The following is a 19,805-nucleotide window of genomic DNA, read 5'->3' on the forward strand; positions in this document are numbered from 1 at the left end:
TATGAAAGTGGATTATCACATTCATTTAGAAGAAGGGCCGTATTCAATAGGATGGCTAGCTAAAGTAAATGAAGCACTGCAACATTATGAACCGCTTAAAGAAGAAAAACATTCTATGGAATGGCTTGTGAAAACACAAGAACGCCTGCAAAGACGTGTGAAAGAAGGGCCATTTACAACGAAATGGATTGATTTATATTTAGAAGAAGCTTTGCGAAAAGGAATAAAAGAAGTTGGGATTGTCGATCATTTATACCGTTTTTATGAAGCGAAAGAATACTATGAAAGATATGTCGATATTAGTGATTCGAGGCTTGGGCGTTTACAGAAGGAATGGTTAGACCAAGTAAGGGTAGCGTCACTACATGATTTTATAAAGGCAATTGAAGAGGCAAAAGAACGGTGGAGTAAAAGAGGTGTTACGCTTAAACTTGGAATTGAAGCCGATTATTTTGTTGGTGGTGAACAACAATTACAATCTTTACTCGCATTAGGAGATTTTGATTATGTAATTGGTTCTGTTCATTTTTTAAATGGATGGGGATTTGATAATCCAGATACGAAAGAATATTTTAAGGAACATGACTTATATGCTTTATATGATACGTTTTTCAAAACAGTGGAGTGTGCAGTTCGTTCTGAGTTATTTGATATAATAGCTCATCTTGATAACATAAAAGTATTTAATTACCGGCTAGATGAGAATGAACAACTCTCTTATTATAAGGGAATTGCGCGTGCGTTAGTAGAAACAAATACAGCAACGGAAATAAATGCGGGATTGTACTATCGCTACCCTGTGCGCGAGATGTGCCCGAGTCCACTGTATTTACAAGTATTAGCTAAGCACGGGGTCCCGATTACACTCTCTTCAGATGCTCATTATCCGAATCATTTAGGGAAATATGTGGAAGAGAATATAAAGACGTTACGCAATCATGGTATTTCGCATGTAGCTACATTTACGAAACGAGTAAGAACGATGAGATTGTTTGAAGAAGAAGTTACAATTTTAAAATGATCATGATTTTTTGATGAAAACCCACCTTTTTGTTCAAAATAAGAAAGAATAAAAAGGAGGGTAAAGAAATGGCGAAACAACAAAATAAACAAAATGTACAAGGTGCACAGCAACAAGCCTATACTTCTGAAACGAATGCTACATCTCAATCCGTTATTGAGGAACAAATTAGTGATACAGTTGCAGAAGGAACGATCGATGTGAAGCTTGGAAAAGAATCACAAGAGAAAGCATAAGAAGAGGGGAGACTTGCATCTCCTCTTTTTTCATGGAAAAGTGTCGATTTACAAAACTATAATCAAATTCCTTGGTTTTTATATGTGGATTTCTTACAATGAAAGATAAGAGCTATCTTATTTTCTATAGAAGAGGTGTTAGTAGTGGCAAAAATATTAGTAGCAGGGAAAATTCCAGCAATCGGATTAGAACTATTAAAGGATCATGATGTAGAAATGTACGATAAAGAGGCGTTAATTTCTTTAGATGAATTAACAGAGCGTGTAAAAGATAAAGATGCATTGTTAAGCCTACTTTCTACAAAGGTGACAAAAGAAGTGATTGATGCGGCACCTCATTTAAAGATTGTTGCAAACTATGGTGCTGGTTACGATAATATTGATTACACGTACGCTGGAGAAAAAGGGATTTCGGTAACGAATACACCGAAAGTATCAACAGAAGCGACAGCTGAATTAACATTTGCACTTCTTTTAGCAGCTGCACGTAGAATTCCTGAAGGTGATACGTTATGTCGTACAACTGGATTTAACGGATGGGCACCGTTATTTTTCTTAGGCCGCGAAGTACATGGGAAGACAATTGGAATTATTGGCCTTGGAGAAATCGGAAAGGCAGTTGCAAAGCGTGCGAAAGCGTTTGGAATGAATGTTTTATATACAGGACCAAACCGAAAGCCTGAAGCTGAAAGTGGACTGGAAGCAACATATGTAACATTGGAAGAATTATTACAAACGGCAGACTTTATTACAATTAACTGTGCGTATAATCCGAAATTGCATCATATGATTGATGAAGAACAGTTCAAAATGATGAAGAAAACAGCGTATATTATAAATGCTTCACGTGGGCCAATAATGCATGAAGCAGCACTTGCTCATGCATTAAAAACGAATGAAATTGAAGGGGCAGCTCTTGATGTGTTTGAATTTGAACCGAAAATTACGGAAGAGCTAAAAGGATTAAAGAATGTAGTACTCGCTCCTCACGTAGGAAATGCAACATTCGAAACGCGTGATGCGATGGCGGAAATGGCAGTAAGAAATATTTTATCCGTATTAAACGGTGAAGAGCCTGTAACACCTGTAAATCAAAAAGTATTCGTTACAAAATAAAAAGAAACCTTCCGGAATCGGAAGGTTTTTTTATTTGTCTTTATTTGCTCTTTTAGATGGTCTTTGTCTAAGAAATTGAGATAGCATATACAAAATATATAGTGGAATAGCAATGAATAAGAAAACAGAAAAATTACCGAACCCTGTTTGGTACATTGTGATAATGATTCCAACTAAAAATAGTGTAATAATGATGCTATATCGTGGGATTGGTACATCTTTTAAACTTGGGATACGAATGCGGCTCACCATTAAAAATGCGAACGTTACAAATACTGTAATAAGAACGATTTTTGGAATGGTATGTGAAAATAATGTTAAGAAAGCAACAAGCCCTCCCGCTGCTGTAATCGGTACCCCAGTGAAATATTTCATTGAAGTAGAAGATGGCGTTACATTAAATCGTGCTAAACGATATGCTCCGAAAAGAGGGAATAGTCCCGCTATGTATAGTCCGATGATTCCATAATTGGAGAAAGATGTGTAATACATAAGAACAGCAGGTGCGGCACCAAATGTTACGACATCTGCAAGTGAGTCAAGTTCTTTTCCCATTTGTGAATCAACACGTAATAAACGAGCAACACGCCCATCAAGACTATCTAACATCATCCCGATAAGTACTAAAATAGCAGCTGATTTATAATATCCTAAAGATGCATAGCCGATTGACAAGAATCCACTATATAAATTTCCGAGCGTAAATAAGTTTGGAATAGCTGCTCTATACAAAATCTGATCCCTTGCTTTCTGTAATAAATTCTTAATTAGTGTATGAAAGTTTACTTATTTTATCATACCATAAATTTCTTCCTCATACGAAAAAAATTCCCAATTTGTGAAAGATTTCATAGAAGAATGATTTGAAAAATAAGTGAAAAAAGAAGCAACTTTTATAAAGTTGCTTCTTGTATTATTCAAATTTCGTTGTCATTGTTCCAGTTTTATACCGATTGTTAGGATCGAAACGTAATAAATCTCCATAAATGAGTTTATCCGAGAGTTTTAATTCATTTTTTGCTTTTTCAATATTCGGTTGACATAATGAAAAGTCCGCTTCTTCACCCGTATTTCGTTTATAACACATGTTTTTTGTATACACATAATCTTCCGAAACGAAGCTACCATCACGCATTACCATAAGTGGGTCTTCTTCTTTAATAAATAAGTCAGTTCCAAATTCAACCGATTGATTTGTTTTAATACCAAGTAAATGAAGTAGCGTTGGTTTAATATCAATTTGACCAGATACTTTAGAAATGACTTTTCCTTCTTGACCAGGTACGTGAATAATGAGAGGGACGCGTTGTAATTGCATAGAATCAAACGGTGTAATAGCGTCTTTCCCAAGGAACTGAGCCATAGCTGCGTTATGGTTTTCAGAAATACCGTAATGGTCTCCGTAAATGACAATAACGGAATTATCATATAGTCCTTCTTCTTTTAATTGTTTAATAAATCGTTTAAGAGCTTCATCCGTGTAACGAACAGTTGGGAAGTAACGGTTTACAACACCACTTTCTGAATTGAACTCATCAATATATTGGTCTTCTGGATTTAGAAGAAACGGAAAATGGTTTGTTAAAGTAATGAATTTTGTATAGAACGGCTGTGGTAAAGATTTTAGCTTTGGAATAGATTGTTCAAAGAACTCTTTATCTTTTAATCCCCAACCGACAGACATTTGTTCTGTGCCTACGTAATCATTTAAATTAAAGTAACGATCATATCCAAGTGCAGGATACATTACATCACGATTCCAAAACGTTTTATCGTTTGAATGGAAGACAGCAGAAGAATATCCGTATTTCTTTAACTGTTCTGGTGTAGCTGTGTATTCATTTGTTGCGTGAGTAAAGAATACAGAACCGCGGTCTAACGGATAAAGTGAATTTTCAACGATAAATTCTGCATCAGATGTTTTGCCTTGTCCTGTTTGATGGTAGAAATTATCGAAATAAAAACTATCTTTAATAAATTCGTTTAAAAATGGAGTGATTTCTTTTCCATTTATTTTTTTATTAATAACAAAACTTTGTGTAGATTCCATTGAAATCAAAATGACATTTTTACCTTTTGCAGCTCCAAATAAGTTTTTATCAACTTGCTTATCTTTTGAGTCTGTATAGTTTTTAATTTCAGAGAACCCGTCACCACTTGCAAATACACGTTCAGCTGAAGATTTAGATTGAAGTGTAATATCAAATAGATGATATGTGTATAAACCTAAATTTTTCACGACAGTTTGACGATCAAATGAACGTGAGAACATTTGTGGTTTATAAATAACTGAAACAACAATTTGTAATGCTAGTAGAACTGTTACACCGCTAAAGAAAGTTCGCTTCTCAGAGCGAGAAAGCGGCGTCTTGTCACAAAATGTCGGGAATTTACGCGAAAGAAACATTAAAATAATCGCATCTGCAAATAAGAGTAATGTTTTATACGTAAAGAGTTCTTTTATACTTGTCCCTAAATCAGCCATATTATTTGTTTGAAATAATACTGGGAACGTAACGAAATCGTTATAAAACCCATAAAACATTGCATTTCCAAATAAAATGAATGATAGTACAAAACTAATTCCAACTATAATGCGATTTCGGTGTTTAGATGCAAATAATGCAAAACCGAAAAATAAAAGTAGCGCAGCTAGTGGATTAATAAAAAGCATAAATTCTTCAAAGAAATTATCAATTTTAATATCAAATGCTAGCTTGTACACAATATATGTTTTTATCCATAATAAAACGACTGCAACGAGTGCAAATCGCAGTTTTGGAAACAGACGTTGTAGCATAATATACTCCTCTCCTAAAAAGCATGACCGTCCTTGTGAGCCGGTTTGATTAGCGCCTCATTTTATATATACGAACAGTCCTTTATTATTATGTTTATTATACTATGAGTATCATTATACGAAAATAAAAGAGAGTTGTGGACTTTTTTATAATAATTGAGTAGAAAAAGGGCAGTAGGAGACAATATAACGGAGTTTCTATGTATGATTACTATCGTGCGCAGAAAGAATCGTGTAACAATACGGAGGTTATAATGCGAAAATTATTATATTTTATAGTATGCAGTAGTGTTATACTTTTTGCTTCACCGAGTGTGTCGATAGCCCAATATGATGCACCTCTTATGGAAGATGCCCTTTATTCTGTTTTATTTCCAAAAATAAATAAAGCAATTGAAAAACAATATGGGAGCTTAAAACCTTATCAATGTCCGAAAATCATCAGTTTAAAAAAAGTGTATAGCGGTACCTATTTATTTCAAGCGAGTATTGAAGTGACGAAGTATGAGCAGGTTGGTGGGAAAATTGTTCCACCATTTGAGAAGGTAACGATTACATTTAATAATGAAGAGGGCGAATGGGAAGTAACAAAGGTAATAGTAAAGCGCTTACCAAATGAAACGAAATTAAACTGTAAAAAAACAATGTAAAAAATTGTTTGACAAATAAAATGGTCCTTTGGTATTGTTAATAGCAACAATTAGATGTTTGAAAATTAAATAGACTTACCTCATCTACTCTCAAAGGTAGAGGCCGCGATAGGAAAGAGTAAGCTATGGGAGATTTAATGGAATCTGTGATCATAGGTTGAAAGGGACTATTGCCGAAATATAAGAATAACCATCTTATTCATATATTGGGACTGCATTGAATAAATGTAGTACTGTCATAAGATTATTTTATGGAGAGCTATTTGGAGATGTTGATGCGGTTTCTTATTTTGAGGAGATAACAACTCGTTTATTTTTTCAATATATATTTTTCCTAATAAGAAACGCGTGTGAACATTGTTCCGCGCGTTTTTTGTCTATCTAAAAGCGTGCTGCAATGAATAGAAGATTGGGGTTATGAGTTTTAGAGGAAATAAGGGAGGAATTCAAATGTATTTACACGGCACAAGCCGAATCAATGGGCAAGGACACTTAGAAATTGGAGGGTGCGATACGACGCAGCTAGCAAAACAATATGGAACACCACTTTATGTATACGATGAAGAGTCTATTCGAGGAAAGTGCCGCGCGTTTCATCGTGCTTTTAAAGAAAGTGGTTTCTCTTACCAAGTAGCATATGCAAGCAAGGCGTTCTTGTGCATGGAGATGTGCCGAGTGGCTCGTGAAGAGAATATGTCATTAGATGTTGTTTCTGGAGGGGAATTATATACTGCGCTTCAAGCAGGATTTCCGGCATCGCGTATTCATTTTCACGGAAATAATAAAACAGATGAAGAAATTGTGATGGCTCTTCAGGCGAATATTGGTTGTTTTGTCGTAGATAATTTCTTAGAATTAGAGATTTTGCATGATTTAGCAGTGCAACATGGGAAATTTGTGAACATATTAATTCGTGTAACGCCTGGAGTAGAGGCGCACACACATGAATATATTACAACAGGTCAAGATGATTCGAAATTTGGATTTGGCGTGTCAAATGGTCAAGCGATGCAAGCAATTGAGCTTGCTTTACAAAAATCAAATTATAATGTGTTAGGAATTCATTCACATATCGGATCACAAATATTTGAAACGGCCGGTTTTGTGCGAGCGATTGAAGTTCTTCGTCAATTTTTAGAAGAAGTGAGAGAGCGAACGAATTATGTAGTAAAAGTACTAAATGTGGGCGGAGGATTCGGAATACGCTACACAGAATCAGATACGCCATTAACTCTTGAGACATATGTGCGAGCTGTAACAAGTGCAGTGAGAGAACAATTTACAGTATGTAATTATCCCTTGCCAGAAATATGGGTTGAACCAGGCCGTAGTATTGTAGGTGATGCTGGAACGACACTTTATACAGTCGGATCTGTGAAAGACATTCCTGGTATTCGGAAATATGTATCAGTGGATGGTGGGATGACTGATAATTTAAGACCTGCTTTATATAACGCTCGTTATGAAGCGATGTTAGCGAATCGAGGGAACGATGAGAACGAGGAAGTTGTTTCGATTGCAGGGAAATGTTGTGAGAGTGGAGATATGTTAATTTGGGATATTACTCTACCGAAAGTTGCTACGGCCGATTTATTAGCAATTTCTTGTACAGGGGCATACGGGTACTCGATGGCGAATAATTATAACCGGATTCGTAGACCAGCTGTCGTCTTCGCGAAAGGTGGCACATCACAAATTGTTGTAGAGCGCGAAACATATGAAAATATTATTGGGAACGATCGCATACGTATTAAAGAACTGGTTTAAATGGAGAAAAAGGAGTTGTTCAGATGGGCAATTCCTTTTTTGTAAAATAAAATAATTAAAATATATCGGAAAACTAGGATTGAAAAAAATCAGAATTGTGATAAAATACAAATACAAAGCTTATCAAGAGAAGCGGAGGGAACTGGCCCGACGAAGCTCGGCAACCTGCTTATAGAAAGCAAGGTGCTAAATCCAGCAAAATGGAATCCATTTTGAAAGATAAGGTAAAATATATTACCGAACAGTCTTTTCGAAATGGGAAAGATTTTTTTTATGAATAAAAAGGGGGGCTGTTCGCGTGAGCGTACGGGAACATTTTGAGGAAGTATCTGAGAAGATTCAAGCGATGCTTGCTGATATGAAATATGGTTCAATTACAATTGTTGTGCAAGATGGAAAAGTCATTCAATTAGAGAAAAGTGAAAAAGTACGTTTAAAGTAAAAAGCGCTGACTAGAAAAACTAGAGGCGGTTTTAACCTATATCATTAGGTTAAAACCGTCTTTTTGCTTTTACAGGGGGAAAGAACATGTTGACGTATGAAACGTGGGAAGAAAATAACATTTCATTTTCAGAAGAAGATGAAACGAAAGGCGCACTATCTGTATTAAGTTGGGCTTATAAAGAATATAAAAGTGAAATTGTATACGCATGTAGCTTCGGAGTGGAAGGGATGGTATTGCTGCATCTTATAAACCAAGTAAATCCATCTGCTAAAGTTGTATTTTTAGATACAAATGTTCATTTTCAAGAAACGTATGAATTAATTCAAAAAGTACGGAGACGATTTCCTTCATTAAATATTATAGAACAACAGCCGGAACTTACACTTGATGAACAAGCGAAGTTGCATGGTGAGAAATTATGGGAAAGTAATCCGAATCTCTGTTGTAAAATTAGAAAAATTTTACCGTTAGAAAAATCATTAGCAGCGGAAAAAGCGTGGATATCGGGCTTAAGGAGGGAACAATCAGAAACACGTAAGCATACAAAGTTTATAAATCAAGATCATCGCTTTCAATCTATTAAAGTTTGTCCGCTCATTCATTGGACGTGGAAAGAGGTATGGCGATATGTATACAAACATAGCTTGCCGTATAACCCGCTGCATGATGTTGGATATCCAAGTATTGGGTGTGAGAAGTGTACGTTACCTGTAGGTGAGGGTGGCGATTCGAGAGATGGTAGATGGGCGGGGAAAGTGAAAACTGAATGCGGTCTACATTACCAATAAGATGAATTTGAAAATAAAGCTAAGAGAGGGTATAGAAAATGAGTACAAGAAACGAATTAGTAAATCTTATAGATGAGACATATGACGTATCACAAATTGAAAAAGAAATTGAACTAGACAACATTGCGTTAAGTGATTTAGAGCTATTAGCAACAGGTGGATATAGCCCGCTTACTGGTTTTTTAGGAAAGAAAGATTATGAATCGGTTGTAGAAACGCTTCGTTTAGTTAACGGGAGTGTTTGGAGTATACCGATTACATTACCAGTAACAGAAGAAGTAGCAGAGAGTCTGAAAGCTGGAGAGGAAGTAAAACTTGTTAACGCTGGAAATGTATATGGTGTTATTCAAATAGAAGATATTTTTGTACCAGATAAAGAAAAAGAAGCGTTACTTGTATATAAAACGACGGATGAGGCTCATCCAGGAGTGAAGAAGTTATATGAGCGACCGAACGTTTATGTTGGTGGAGCTATTATTCTTACGAAACGTTTTGAAAATAATCCATTTCCATCTTATCATTTAGATCCAATTGAAACGAGAGAAGAATTTAAAAAACGTGGTTGGAAAACAGTAGTTGGATTTCAAACGAGAAACCCGGTACATCGTGCTCATGAGTATATTCAAAAATCTGCTCTTGAAATTGTAGACGGCCTTTTTTTGAATCCGCTCGTTGGGGAAACGAAGTCGGACGATATTCCTGCTGATGTAAGGATGGAAAGTTATGAAGTATTACTTCAAAATTATTATCCGAAAGATCGTGTCTTTTTAAGTGTATTTCCTGCAGCAATGCGTTACGCAGGACCGAGGGAAGCGATATTTCATGCGCTAGTTAGAAAGAATTTTGGATGTACACACTTTATAGTAGGGCGCGATCATGCAGGGGTAGGAGATTATTACGGTACTTATGAAGCGCAAGAAATTTTTACGAACTTTACAGTGGAAGAGTTAGGGATTACACCGCTATTTTTTGAACATAGTTTTTACTGCGCGAAATGTGAAGCGATGGCTTCGACGAAAACATGTCCGCACGGAAAAGAAGATCATGTCATTTTATCAGGTACGAAAGTAAGAGAATTATTACGAAACGGTGAGGTTCCGCCAAGTACATTTAGTCGTAAAGAAGTAGTAGAAGTACTAATTAAAGGTTTGAAAAAAGAAGTAGTAACAGAATAGGGAGAGAATGAGATGGACACAAATATTACTTGGCATACAGCATCTGTTTCAAAAGATGAGAGAAGAATAAAAAATAGGCATCATAGTTTCGTAGTTTGGTTTACTGGATTATCAGCTTCAGGTAAATCTACAGTGGCGAACGCGGTTGCTCGTAAACTATTTGAAAAGAATATTGGAAACTATGTACTAGATGGAGATAATATACGCCATGGTTTAAATAAAGACTTAGGTTTTTCTGAAAGTGATCGTATGGAGAATATAAGAAGGATTGGCGAAGTGGCGAAGCTATTTGTAGATCAAGGTACTGTTGTTCTTACAGCGTTTATTTCACCGTTTCGAGTAGACAGAAAACAAGTTAGAGATTTATTAGCTGCAGATGAGTTTATAGAAGTGTTTGTAAAGTGTCCAATTGAAGAGTGCGAAAAGCGTGATCCGAAAGGGCTTTATAAAAAAGCAAGAAAAGGTGATATTAAAGAGTTTACAGGGATCGATTCACCGTATGAGGAACCGGAGCAAGCGGAATTAATTGTAGAAACACACAAGTATTCTATTGAAGAATGTGCAGAACAAATCGTGAAGTACTTACAAGAGCGTAGTTTTATATAGGGGGATTAAAAAATGAGTTATGAAAAAGTATGGGCTAACAATGAAAAATTAAATCAAACTGAGAAAAATAAATTGAAAAAAGATGGATTGGAAATCTTTAATGATATTCCTTACTATGCGGAGAATGGCTTCGAATCTATTCCGAAAGAAGAGTGGGACGCATTCAAATGGGCAGGATTGTATTTACAAAGACCGAAAGAAGCTGGATATTTTATGATGCGTGTAAATATTCCTTCAGGGATTATTACGAATGCACAGGCAGAAGTACTTGCCTCTATCGCTGAGGATTATGGACGTGACGTAATTGATATTACGACAAGACAGGCGATTCAGTTTCATTGGTTAGAAATCCATCAAATTCCAGATATTTTTAAAAGATTAGCAAGAGTTGGGTTATCTTCAGCTGGAGCGTGTGGTGATATAACGCGTAATATTACAGGAAATCCACTTGCTGGCATTGATGCAAATGAACTATTTGATACAACTAGTATTGTAAAAGAGGTATATGACTATTTCCAACATAATGAAGAGTTTTCTAACTTACCACGTAAATTTAAAATGTCTATTAGTTCTAACATTTATAATTCAGCAAATGCAGAGATTAACTGTGTTGCATTTACACCTGCAACGAAAGAGATAGATGGTGAGAAAAAAGTTGGTTTTCATATAAAAGTAGGCGGTGGATTATCCGCCCGTCCATATTTAGCTGATGAATTAGATGTATTCGTTTTACCAGAAGAAGTGAAGGCGGTAGCGATTGCGATTGCTACGATATTCCGTGATTTTGGATATCGTGAAAAACGTCATTTAGCTCGTTTGAAGTTTCTTGTTGCAGACTGGGGAGCAGAGAAGTTCAAAGAGAAACTAGTAGAGTATACAGGACCATTGCAAAGTAAAGGGGAAAGTGCTCTTAAAGGCTGGAATGCTGGATACTTTTATGGAGTCCAAGATCAAAAGCAAGATGGACTAAAATATGTAGGTTTTAATGTGCCGGTCGGACGTCTACATGCAGAAGAAATGTTTGAGATTGCAAGAATTGCTAAGCAGTATGGAAATGGACAGATTCGTACATGTAACTCGCAAAATTTCATTATTCCGAATGTTCCGCCAGAGAATGTAACGGGTTTACTAAATGAGCCGTTGTTTGAAGCTATATCAGCAAGTCCGAAATCATTTATTGGTCATGCGGTTTCTTGTACTGGTATTGAATATTGCAATCTTGCTTTAGTAGAAACGAAAGAAAGATTGCGGAAAATTGCCGAATACTTAGATACACAAATTGCGCTCGATGTTCCGGTTCGTATTCATATGGTAGGGTGCCCGAATTCATGTGGTCAACGTCAAATTGCTGATATTGGATTACAAGGAGTGAAAATGAAAACGAAGGAAAAAGGAATTGTTGAAGCATTTGAAATATATGTAGGTGGAACGTTGTTAGATGGTGGTGCTTATAATCAAAAGTTAAAAGGGAAAATAGATGGCGAGGATCTACCTGATGTACTTGCTTCATTTATAAGTTATTTCAAAGAGAATAAATTACCAGCTGAAACGTTTTATGATTTTGTCGGTCGTATTGGTGTAGATACATTACAAATCGCGTTAAATAACGTGCTAGAAGAAGTAATAGCGTCTTAGGAGGGACAATATGGATTTATATCGATTTGAAGCTGTGTTAATAAATAGTATTGTTCCGATTGTTGTCGTTGCTCAAAGTGAAGAACAGGCATTTAAGCTCGCGGAGATGGAGCTTGAAAAGCATTTTTTACCGTTGCCAGAAGTAAAGGAGATTTCCCTATTTGAAAAAAAGAAGATTCGAAAAGGGGCGGCTTTTGTTATTCATGAGTAAGGAAAAGTAATACGAAATAATGAAAACTTCCATTCGTATATAAGGATGGAAGTTTCACTTTAATAGTAGAAATGAGGAGAGATGATGGGGAAGGTTTATATCGTTGGTGCGGGTCCTGGTGATCCAGATTTAATTACTGTGAAAGGGTTAAAATGTATTGAGAAGGCCGATGTTATTTTGTACGACCGTCTCGTAAATAAAGAGTTGCTTTCCTATGCAAAGCCTGAAGCGGATTTAATTTATTGCGGAAAACTACCAAATTATCACACGATGAAGCAAGAGACAATTAACACGTTTCTTATTAAATATGCGAAAAAAGGAAAAGTTGTAACGAGGCTTAAGGGCGGCGATCCATTTGTATTTGGTAGAGGGGGAGAAGAAGCTGAAGCGTTAGCAAAGCAAGGTGTACCGTTTGAAATTGTTCCTGGTATTTCAGCTGGAATAGCTGCTCCTGCTTATGCTGGTATTCCAGTGACACATCGTGATGCAAGTGCAAGTTTTGCTATTGTGACAGGGCATAGGAAAGAAGATGCTGAAGAAGAAGTGAAGTGGGAACATTTAGCGAAAGGTGTAGAGACTTTAGCTGTATATATGGGGGTTAGTAATTTACCCTACATATGTGAACAACTGATGAAGCATGGAAAAGATACAAGTACGCCTGCTGCCATTATTGAGCGAGGAACGACATCTATGCAGCGCACAGTTGTTGGGACGTTAGGGACAATTGTAGATGTTGCCAAAAAAGAACAAATTCAAAATCCGAGCATGATTGTAATTGGAGAAGTGGTCCGTTTTAGAGAAAAGATTCATTGGTTTGAGAAACAGGCTGAAAGTACGTATCAAGTAAGCGGAGTGTTATAAAATGAAGGCCATCTTATATATATGTCATGGAAGTCGTTTGAAAGCAGCTAAAGAAGAAGCGGTTTCGTTTATTACGTCATGCATGAACCGTGTAGAGGCAAGTATTCAAGAAGTTTGTTTTTTGGAGTTAGCGAGTCCGACTATTGATGAAGGGTTCCGTACATGTGTGAAGCGTGGTGCTACAGAGATTATTGTTATTCCAGTTTTTTTATTAGCGGCAGGTCATGTGAAAAAAGATATCCCGTTTGAATTGGAAAAGTTAAATAATCAATTTCCAAGTGTTAAAGTGACCTATGGTAACCCATTTGGTGTATCAGAAACACTTGTTAAATCGGTATATAGCGGAAGTGGAATTGAACAGGAAGATAAGAATGAAGTGACGCTACTTCTCGTTGCAAGAGGGAGTAGCGACCCTGAAGTATTAAAAGATATAAACTGGATCGCTTCTTTATTTCAAACGGAAGAGAAAATTAAAAAAGTAGAGGTTTGTTATTTAGCGGCTGCCGAGCCGAAATTTGAGGAGAAGTTAAAGGAAGTTGTAAAACGAAAAGAAAAGAACATCGTTGTGCTACCTTACCTGTTATTTACAGGTTTACTTATGAAACATATTGAAAAAGAAGTGGGCCAATATGAGTTGGGTGATATAAAAATAAGTCCGTATTTAGGAAAGAATGAAGCGTTTCAATATATGTTAATTCAAAAAACGAAGAAGTTATTGAAGGGAGATCAATATGTATCCACTTACAGTGCGAGTTGAGAAGAAACGTGTTGTTGTCATTGGTGGAGGGAAAGTCGCGGGATTTAAAATTATTCCTTTACTAAAACAAGGTGCGGATATAATTGTGATAAGTCCTGAATTGGATGCGAATTTAGTGAAACTTGTAGAAGAAAAGAAAATCCGTTGGTATCAAAGGGATTATGAAAAAAGTGACATTAAAGACGCTTTTTTAGTTGTTGCAGCGAGTAGTGATGCCGTACTAAATGAACAAATAGCTGAAGATAGCGCAGCAAATCAATTAGTAAATGTTATTACGAACCCGGAAAGTGGTAATGTTCATTTTCCAGCGGCGATTCATCGTGGATTACTGAATGTGGCTGTTTCTACTGGAGGAGCGAGCCCGAAACTTGCAAAAAAAATTCGTGATGATATCGCAAATAAATATGATGAGGCGTATGGATCATATCTTGATTTTTTATACGAAGTTAGAATAAAAGTGAAAGAATTACAAATAGAGAAAAGGCAGAGAAATATATTGTTGCAAGAAGTATTAAAGTCGATATATGTTCAAGATGAACAAAAAAGAGAATTGTTTTTACAAGAATTAGAGAGAAGAGTTCATATAGGATAATGAATAAATTGTGCTTTACAACTATAAAAATATAATTTATAATCACAAGTAACTTCAATAGATGAAATCGATGAGCAAGAAGAGTATGTATATTTGATACGTTCAGAGAGCTGGGGTAAGGTGTGAGCCCGGTACGATAAAATATACAGAATGGGCTTGCGAGAGGTATGTTGAACATTGTAGTAGGCAACCCGGGTTCCGCCGTTAAAAGGATAGAGTATCGGAGTTTTTCCTGTACTTGAACAAGTGGGATTTATCAATCCAATTGAGGTGGTACCACGGTATTTACATTACATATATCGTCCTCTACATGCATATTTGCGTGTAGGGGACTTTTTTATTTTCTAAAGGAGGTGTGCGAGTATGAAATGAAAGTGTATAATTAATAAAAGTTTAAATATTCAGAAAAGGAGAATTTATGATGAAAGAAACACAGCAATGGACGTCGAAAATAGGCTTTGTACTCGCAGCAGCCGGAGCCGCAGTAGGTCTTGGTGCCATATGGAAATTTCCATATGTTGCAGGTAATGGTGGGGGAGGCGCATTCTTCCTTGTATTTTTACTATTAACTTTATTTATAGGTATGCCTTTACTATTAGCGGAGTTTGTTATTGGACGTAGCACTCAAAAAGAGGCGGTTACAGCTTATAAAGTACTAGTACCAAATAGTAAAGTATATCCTTGGATTGGTCGTATGGGAGTTGTAACTTGTTTTAGTGTACTCTCTTTTTATAGTGTTGTAGGTGGATGGATTTTACTGTACTTATATTATAGTGTTACAGGAAGCTTCTGGAATGGTGTTGTTGATTATGGACAATTGTTTGGTGAAACGATTTCAAATCCAGTAAGCGCAATTGGAGCACAATTTATCTTTATGCTTTTCACTATTTTTGTTGTAAGTAAAGGTGTAGAGAAAGGAATAGAAAAAGCAAGTAAGTATATGATGCCGCTATTATTTATTTTATTTATTGCGATCATTGTTCGTGCGTTAACACTGGATGGTGCTTTTGCTGGAGTAGAGTTCTTCTTAAAACCAGATTTTTCAAAGCTGACAGCAGATACAATTTTATACGCGATGGGACAATCGTTCTTTTCGTTAACAGTTGGAGCCTCAGTAATGGTAACGTATAGTTCCTACTTAAAGAAAGAAGAACATTTAGCGAAATCAGCAACATCTATTGTAAGTTTAACTGTTTTTGTTACAGTACTTGCAGGATTAGCAATTTTCCCGGCGATTTTCGCATTAGGCGTTAAGCCGACTGAAGGGCCAGGATTACTGTTTATCGTCCTTCCAGCAGTATTTGCAAAAATACCATTTGGGCAATTTTTCTTTGTTCTGTTTTTAATTTTATTCTTCTTTGCGACTTTAACATCAGCAATTTCAATGCTTGAAATTGTAGTAGCATCTGTTGCGAAAGGCAATGAGAAAAAGCGTCCGTCAGCATCATTATTAATTGGTATTCTTATTTTTGCGGTTGGAATCCCGTCAGCATTATCATTTGGAATTATGAGTGATGTGAAAATATTTGGTAAGACATTCTTTGATTTCGTCGATTTCTCGGTAAGTAACGTATTACTGCCGCTTGGTGTACTAGCCATTTCGCTATTCGTACCAAATAAAATGAGTAAAGAAATGTTAATGAAAGAATTAGAAGTTACGGAAACGAAAGGGAAAACATTATTTAATATTTGGTTCTTCTTACTTCGTTATGTTATTCCAGTAACGGTAATCATTGTATTTTTAAATGCGATAGGCGTATTTAAAATGTTTGCATAGTAAAAAGACGGAGATTTCTCCGTCTTTTTTATTGTGTTGTAGGTGTATTTAATAAGCAATTATAGGTTTTATAGGCTGTGACGACTACAATAAATAATCCAATTAAAAATAACGCTGGGCCGCCAAATGTAAGTTTCTCTAGCTTCTTCTATTTTTTGTTGTAATTGTGTATTTGTATGATTTACCCCGTAAAATATAGGCATTTAGTTGTAGTCTATGTGGAGTGCCTATAGTGTGTGAAGTGAAAATAAAAAACTCGGTATGCACCGAGTTTTTTATAATCCGATATAAGGAGATGGATCAACTGCGTTTGTCTTACCGACATTCCATTCTCCGAGGTGAAGTTCGAAGTGTAAATGTTGTCCGTATGATTGGCCAGTATTCCCCATAAATCCAAGTTGAGTGCCTTGTTTTACAGTTTGTCCATTTGATACAGAACGGCTACTCATATGAGCATATACTGTCGTATATGTTTTTCCGTTTATACGGTGAGATAAGTACACAACGTTTCCGTAACTAGATGATAATTCTGAGCGAATAACAACGCCATCTGCAGCAGCGATAATTGGAACAGTTCCTGAAGCAGCGATATCGATTCCTTTATGGTTATCTAAAGAACGTGCGCCAAATCCAGAAGTTTTTGATCCAGCTGCTGGTTTAATAAATCCGCCGATATTTGTATCGTGCGGTACCGGAGCGGCTTGAGCTGGTGTGGCAGCTTGTTTGCGAGCTTCCTCTGCCTTACGTGCCTCTTCAGCTTTACGAGCTTCTTCTGCTCGTTTTTCTTCTTCAATTGCTTTTTGAACAGCTTGACGCTGATTTTCTAAAATACCTTTAGATTCTTCTAATCCTTCAATCTCTGAATCTACTTTTGCTACTTTCGTATGTAGATCGCTAATAAGAGTTTGTTGCTGTTGTTGGTTATTTTGTAATTCTTGTTGTTTTTGTTCTAATTTTTGCTCGGCTTCTTTCAGTTGTTGCTCTTTTTTCTCAACAGCCTCTTTTTCTTTCGTCACAGCATCTTGGTCAGTTGTTTGTTTTTTCACAATATCAGTATCGTTGTTTAAAATTAAACTGACAGAGTACATATTATCAACAAGATCAGCAATGTTTGCAGAATTTGTTATTACTTCTGTAATGATATTTGTGCGAGGTTTTTCTTGCATGGATTGCAGTCTTTGCTTAATAACTTCCTGACGTGTATCTATGTTTGTTTGTAATTGTTCTATATGTTTCTTTTTTTCGGCAATTACTTGTTGTGTTTTACTAATTTCTTTTTTTGTATCGTTTAATTCAGCTTCGTTTTTATTAATAGAAGTAGTTAAGTCGTCAATTTTCTTTTGTAATTCTTGAATTTCTTTTTCTATTTGTTCTTTCTCAGCTGATTTATTTTGTAAGTCATTTTGTTTTCCTTCTAATTCAGATTGAATATTAGATAATTTATCTTGATTCGTTTCAGCGTATACGGGTGAAAGTAACGGAGAAACAAAAATTGTTCCTGCTGCTAAAACACTAAGCGCTGCAAATTTCTTTTTCATGGTTGTCTGGCTCCTTTCCCTATGAATGTTATATATCATTAGAAGAAGAGTGTCTATCGTTGTAACCATAATGTAAAGAAAATTTTATAAAATTGCTAAGTTTTGTCGGGATTTATCATCTTTTAATGATAATTGTCATGTTAGATGCGCTTTGTTATTCGTACAACAAGGATGTATTTTTTTGGTTATTATTGTAAAATGAAGGGAAATATATTTGTTTGATATAGTAAAATATTAAATAGAAACCCTATAAAACGCTCATAAGGAATCGTTCTCATGTGAGGTTTTCTGACATGGGTTTTGTTTTTGTCAAGAAGAATATTTGCGTTCGGGCAAACTTATTTTGTTGTCAGATTTTAAATTTTGATTTATGATTTTTAACAGGGACAAAATGTAGTGAATTGTCGAATAATATGTAATACTCTTAATTTCAAGTTTTATAGATATAGAATGAGAGGTAGAGTGACACATCGAAGAGGGGGTTACAACAAATATGAAAAGAATAGGACTTGCATGGCAAATATTAATTGGTCTTGCGTTAGGTATTGCAGTTGGGGCGATTTTCTTTGGCAATCCGGCAGTGGTGAGTTATTTACAACCAATTGGTGATATTTTTATCCGATTAATTAAAATGATCGTTGTACCGATTGTTGTAGCAAGTATTGTTGTTGGAGTTGCTGGTGTTGGCGATGTTAAAAAATTAGGTCGACTAGGCGGAAAAACAATTATTTACTTTGAAATTATTACAACAATTGCAATTATTGTCGGTCTATTAATTGCGAATATTTTCCAACCAGGAAAAGGCGTAAATATGGAGCAGTTAACAAAGACAGATATTTCGAAATATACACATACGACAGAGCAAGTACAAAGTCATTCATTTGCAGATACATTTGTAAATATTGTTCCAACGAACATTATGAAGTCATTAGCTGACGGAGATATGCTTGCTATTATCTTCTTCTCTGTATTATTTGGTTTAGGTGTAGCAGCAATTGGTGAAAGAGGGAGACCGGTTCTTCAATTTTTCCAAGGTGTAGCTGATGCAATGTTTTACGTAACAAATCAAGTTATGAAATTTGCACCATTTGGTGTGTTTGCGCTAATTGGGGTTACAGTTTCTACATTTGGTCTCGCTTCATTAATTCCATTAGGGAAATTATTAATTGTAGTATACGGAGCAATGATTTTCTTCGTTGTAGTCGTATTAGGGATTACAGCGAAAATATTTGGAATTAACATTTTCCAATTCTTTAAGATTCTAAAAGACGAGCTGATCTTAGCATATTCTACAGCTAGTTCAGAAACAGTTTTACCGAAAATCATGGAGAAAATGGAGAAGTTTGGTTGTCCGAAAGCAATTACATCTTTCGTTATTCCGACAGGTTATTCATTTAACTTAGATGGATCAACTTTATATCAAGCAATTGCGGCTATTTTCTTAGCGCAAATGTACGGTATTGACTTATCTATTACACAACAAATTACATTATTACTTGTATTGATGGTAACATCAAAAGGTATCGCAGGCGTACCGGGCGTATCATTCGTTGTATTATTAGCGACACTTGGTACAGTAGGTATTCCACCTGAAGGTTTAGCATTCATCGCTGGTATTGACCGTATTTTAGATATGGCTCGTACAGCAGTTAACGTTGTAGGTAACTCTTTAGCAGCTGTAGTTATGTCTAAGTGGGAAGGTCAGTATGACGCTGAAAAAGGACAAGCCTACTTGAAAGAAATTTCTAATAAGCAAGCAGCTTAATTATAATTTGAACAAGCTCTCACATAATATGTGGGGGCTTTTCTATATAGAAGGGGAGCAGACGT

At 35.9% G+C, this 19,805-nt stretch carries 19 protein-coding genes, 2 riboswitches and 1 other annotated feature; of the genes, 16 read left to right on the forward strand and 3 right to left on the reverse strand.

Features of this window, described 5'->3' with window-relative positions:
* Window position 1 precedes the first annotated feature (1 nt).
* The 3 genes from AC3WVA_RS11105 (at window position 2) to AC3WVA_RS11115 (ending at window position 2,373) form a co-directional block, all read left to right on the forward strand.
* Entirely contained in the window at window positions 2-1,021 is a 1,020-nt protein-coding gene (locus AC3WVA_RS11105) for a histidinol phosphate phosphatase domain-containing protein (protein WP_048526885.1), read from the forward strand.
* A gap of 68 nt (window positions 1,022-1,089) precedes the next feature.
* A complete protein-coding gene (locus AC3WVA_RS11110) occupies window positions 1,090-1,257 on the forward strand; it encodes a YozQ family protein (RefSeq protein ID WP_001118881.1) in 168 nt (55 codons plus the stop codon).
* A 144-nt stretch (window positions 1,258-1,401) separates the two neighbouring features.
* Window positions 1,402-2,373, forward strand: coding sequence for a 2-hydroxyacid dehydrogenase family protein (locus AC3WVA_RS11115; RefSeq protein WP_048526887.1), 972 nt, complete (start codon window positions 1,402-1,404; stop codon window positions 2,371-2,373).
* 30 nt (window positions 2,374-2,403) lie between these two features.
* On the opposite strand, the gene pssA is transcribed toward AC3WVA_RS11115, so the two are convergent.
* Together pssA and AC3WVA_RS11125 are read right to left on the reverse strand one after the other, a co-directional pair.
* A complete protein-coding gene (pssA, locus tag AC3WVA_RS11120) occupies window positions 2,404-3,105 on the reverse strand; it encodes a CDP-diacylglycerol--serine O-phosphatidyltransferase (RefSeq protein WP_000285421.1) in 702 nt (233 codons plus the stop codon).
* A gap of 181 nt (window positions 3,106-3,286) precedes the next feature.
* A complete protein-coding gene (locus AC3WVA_RS11125; RefSeq protein WP_098347295.1) occupies window positions 3,287-5,173 on the reverse strand; it encodes an LTA synthase family protein in 1,887 nt (628 codons plus the stop codon).
* A gap of 254 nt (window positions 5,174-5,427) precedes the next feature.
* On the opposite strand from AC3WVA_RS11125, the gene AC3WVA_RS11130 reads away from it, so the two are divergent.
* The 12 genes from AC3WVA_RS11130 to AC3WVA_RS11185 all read left to right on the forward strand — a co-directional run bounded on the left by AC3WVA_RS11130 (window position 5,428) and on the right by AC3WVA_RS11185 (window position 16,437).
* Window positions 5,428-5,823, forward strand: coding sequence for a DUF3888 domain-containing protein (locus tag AC3WVA_RS11130; RefSeq protein ID WP_180235661.1), 396 nt, complete (start codon window positions 5,428-5,430; stop codon window positions 5,821-5,823).
* A gap of 89 nt (window positions 5,824-5,912) precedes the next feature.
* A riboswitch (Lysine riboswitch) is annotated at window positions 5,913-6,093 on the forward strand.
* A 180-nt stretch (window positions 6,094-6,273) separates the two neighbouring features.
* The gene (gene lysA / locus AC3WVA_RS11135) at window positions 6,274-7,590 is read left to right on the forward strand and encodes a diaminopimelate decarboxylase (RefSeq protein WP_098347293.1); all 1,317 of its coding nucleotides are present in this window, start codon (window positions 6,274-6,276) and stop codon (window positions 7,588-7,590) included.
* A gap of 117 nt (window positions 7,591-7,707) precedes the next feature.
* Window positions 7,708-7,816, forward strand: a riboswitch (SAM riboswitch).
* Window positions 7,817-7,888: 72 nt separating this feature from the next.
* The gene (locus AC3WVA_RS11140; RefSeq protein WP_000116163.1) at window positions 7,889-8,032 is read left to right on the forward strand and encodes a YezD family protein; all 144 of its coding nucleotides are present in this window, start codon (window positions 7,889-7,891) and stop codon (window positions 8,030-8,032) included.
* Between the two features lie 86 nt (window positions 8,033-8,118).
* Window positions 8,119-8,823 (forward strand): phosphoadenylyl-sulfate reductase, encoded by a 705-nt coding sequence (locus tag AC3WVA_RS11145; RefSeq protein WP_078384272.1) that lies wholly within the window; start codon window positions 8,119-8,121, stop codon window positions 8,821-8,823.
* Window positions 8,824-8,861: 38 nt separating this feature from the next.
* Complete coding sequence (gene sat / locus AC3WVA_RS11150; RefSeq protein WP_048526896.1) at window positions 8,862-9,998, forward strand: sulfate adenylyltransferase; 1,137 nt, start codon at window positions 8,862-8,864, stop codon at window positions 9,996-9,998.
* Window positions 9,999-10,010: 12 nt separating this feature from the next.
* Window positions 10,011-10,604: an adenylyl-sulfate kinase gene (gene cysC / locus AC3WVA_RS11155; RefSeq protein ID WP_048526898.1), complete on the forward strand. Its 594-nt coding sequence runs from the start codon at window positions 10,011-10,013 to the stop codon at window positions 10,602-10,604.
* Window positions 10,605-10,616: 12 nt separating this feature from the next.
* Window positions 10,617-12,239 (forward strand): nitrite/sulfite reductase, encoded by a 1,623-nt coding sequence (locus tag AC3WVA_RS11160; protein WP_098347292.1) that lies wholly within the window; start codon window positions 10,617-10,619, stop codon window positions 12,237-12,239.
* A 10-nt stretch (window positions 12,240-12,249) separates the two neighbouring features.
* A complete protein-coding gene (locus AC3WVA_RS11165) occupies window positions 12,250-12,450 on the forward strand; it encodes a DUF3906 family protein (protein ID WP_071757530.1) in 201 nt (66 codons plus the stop codon).
* Between the two features lie 84 nt (window positions 12,451-12,534).
* Complete coding sequence (gene cobA / locus AC3WVA_RS11170) at window positions 12,535-13,311, forward strand: uroporphyrinogen-III C-methyltransferase (protein ID WP_098347291.1); 777 nt, start codon at window positions 12,535-12,537, stop codon at window positions 13,309-13,311.
* Window position 13,312: 1 nt separating this feature from the next.
* Window positions 13,313-14,068, forward strand: a complete 756-nt coding sequence (locus AC3WVA_RS11175; RefSeq protein WP_098347290.1) for a sirohydrochlorin chelatase — start codon at window positions 13,313-13,315, stop codon at window positions 14,066-14,068.
* Window positions 14,043-14,660: an NAD(P)-binding protein gene (locus AC3WVA_RS11180; protein WP_048526907.1), complete on the forward strand. Its 618-nt coding sequence runs from the start codon at window positions 14,043-14,045 to the stop codon at window positions 14,658-14,660. Before AC3WVA_RS11175 ends, AC3WVA_RS11180 begins: the two co-directional genes overlap by 26 nt.
* 61 nt (window positions 14,661-14,721) lie before the next feature.
* Window positions 14,722-14,970 (forward strand) — a binding site (T-box leader).
* 111 nt (window positions 14,971-15,081) lie between these two features.
* A complete protein-coding gene (locus AC3WVA_RS11185) occupies window positions 15,082-16,437 on the forward strand; it encodes a sodium-dependent transporter (RefSeq protein ID WP_048526909.1) in 1,356 nt (451 codons plus the stop codon).
* A gap of 275 nt (window positions 16,438-16,712) precedes the next feature.
* On the opposite strand, the gene AC3WVA_RS11190 is transcribed toward AC3WVA_RS11185, so the two are convergent.
* Window positions 16,713-17,975, reverse strand: a complete 1,263-nt coding sequence (locus tag AC3WVA_RS11190) for a murein hydrolase activator EnvC family protein (RefSeq protein WP_098347289.1) — start codon at window positions 17,973-17,975, stop codon at window positions 16,713-16,715.
* 493 nt (window positions 17,976-18,468) lie between these two features.
* On the opposite strand from AC3WVA_RS11190, the gene gltP reads away from it, so the two are divergent.
* A complete protein-coding gene (gltP, locus tag AC3WVA_RS11195; RefSeq protein WP_098096779.1) occupies window positions 18,469-19,740 on the forward strand; it encodes a glutamate/aspartate:proton symporter GltP in 1,272 nt (423 codons plus the stop codon).
* Window positions 19,741-19,805: the final 65 nt, after the last annotated feature.

Source organism: Bacillus sp. EB106-04-02-XG92, from assembly GCF_058791995.1.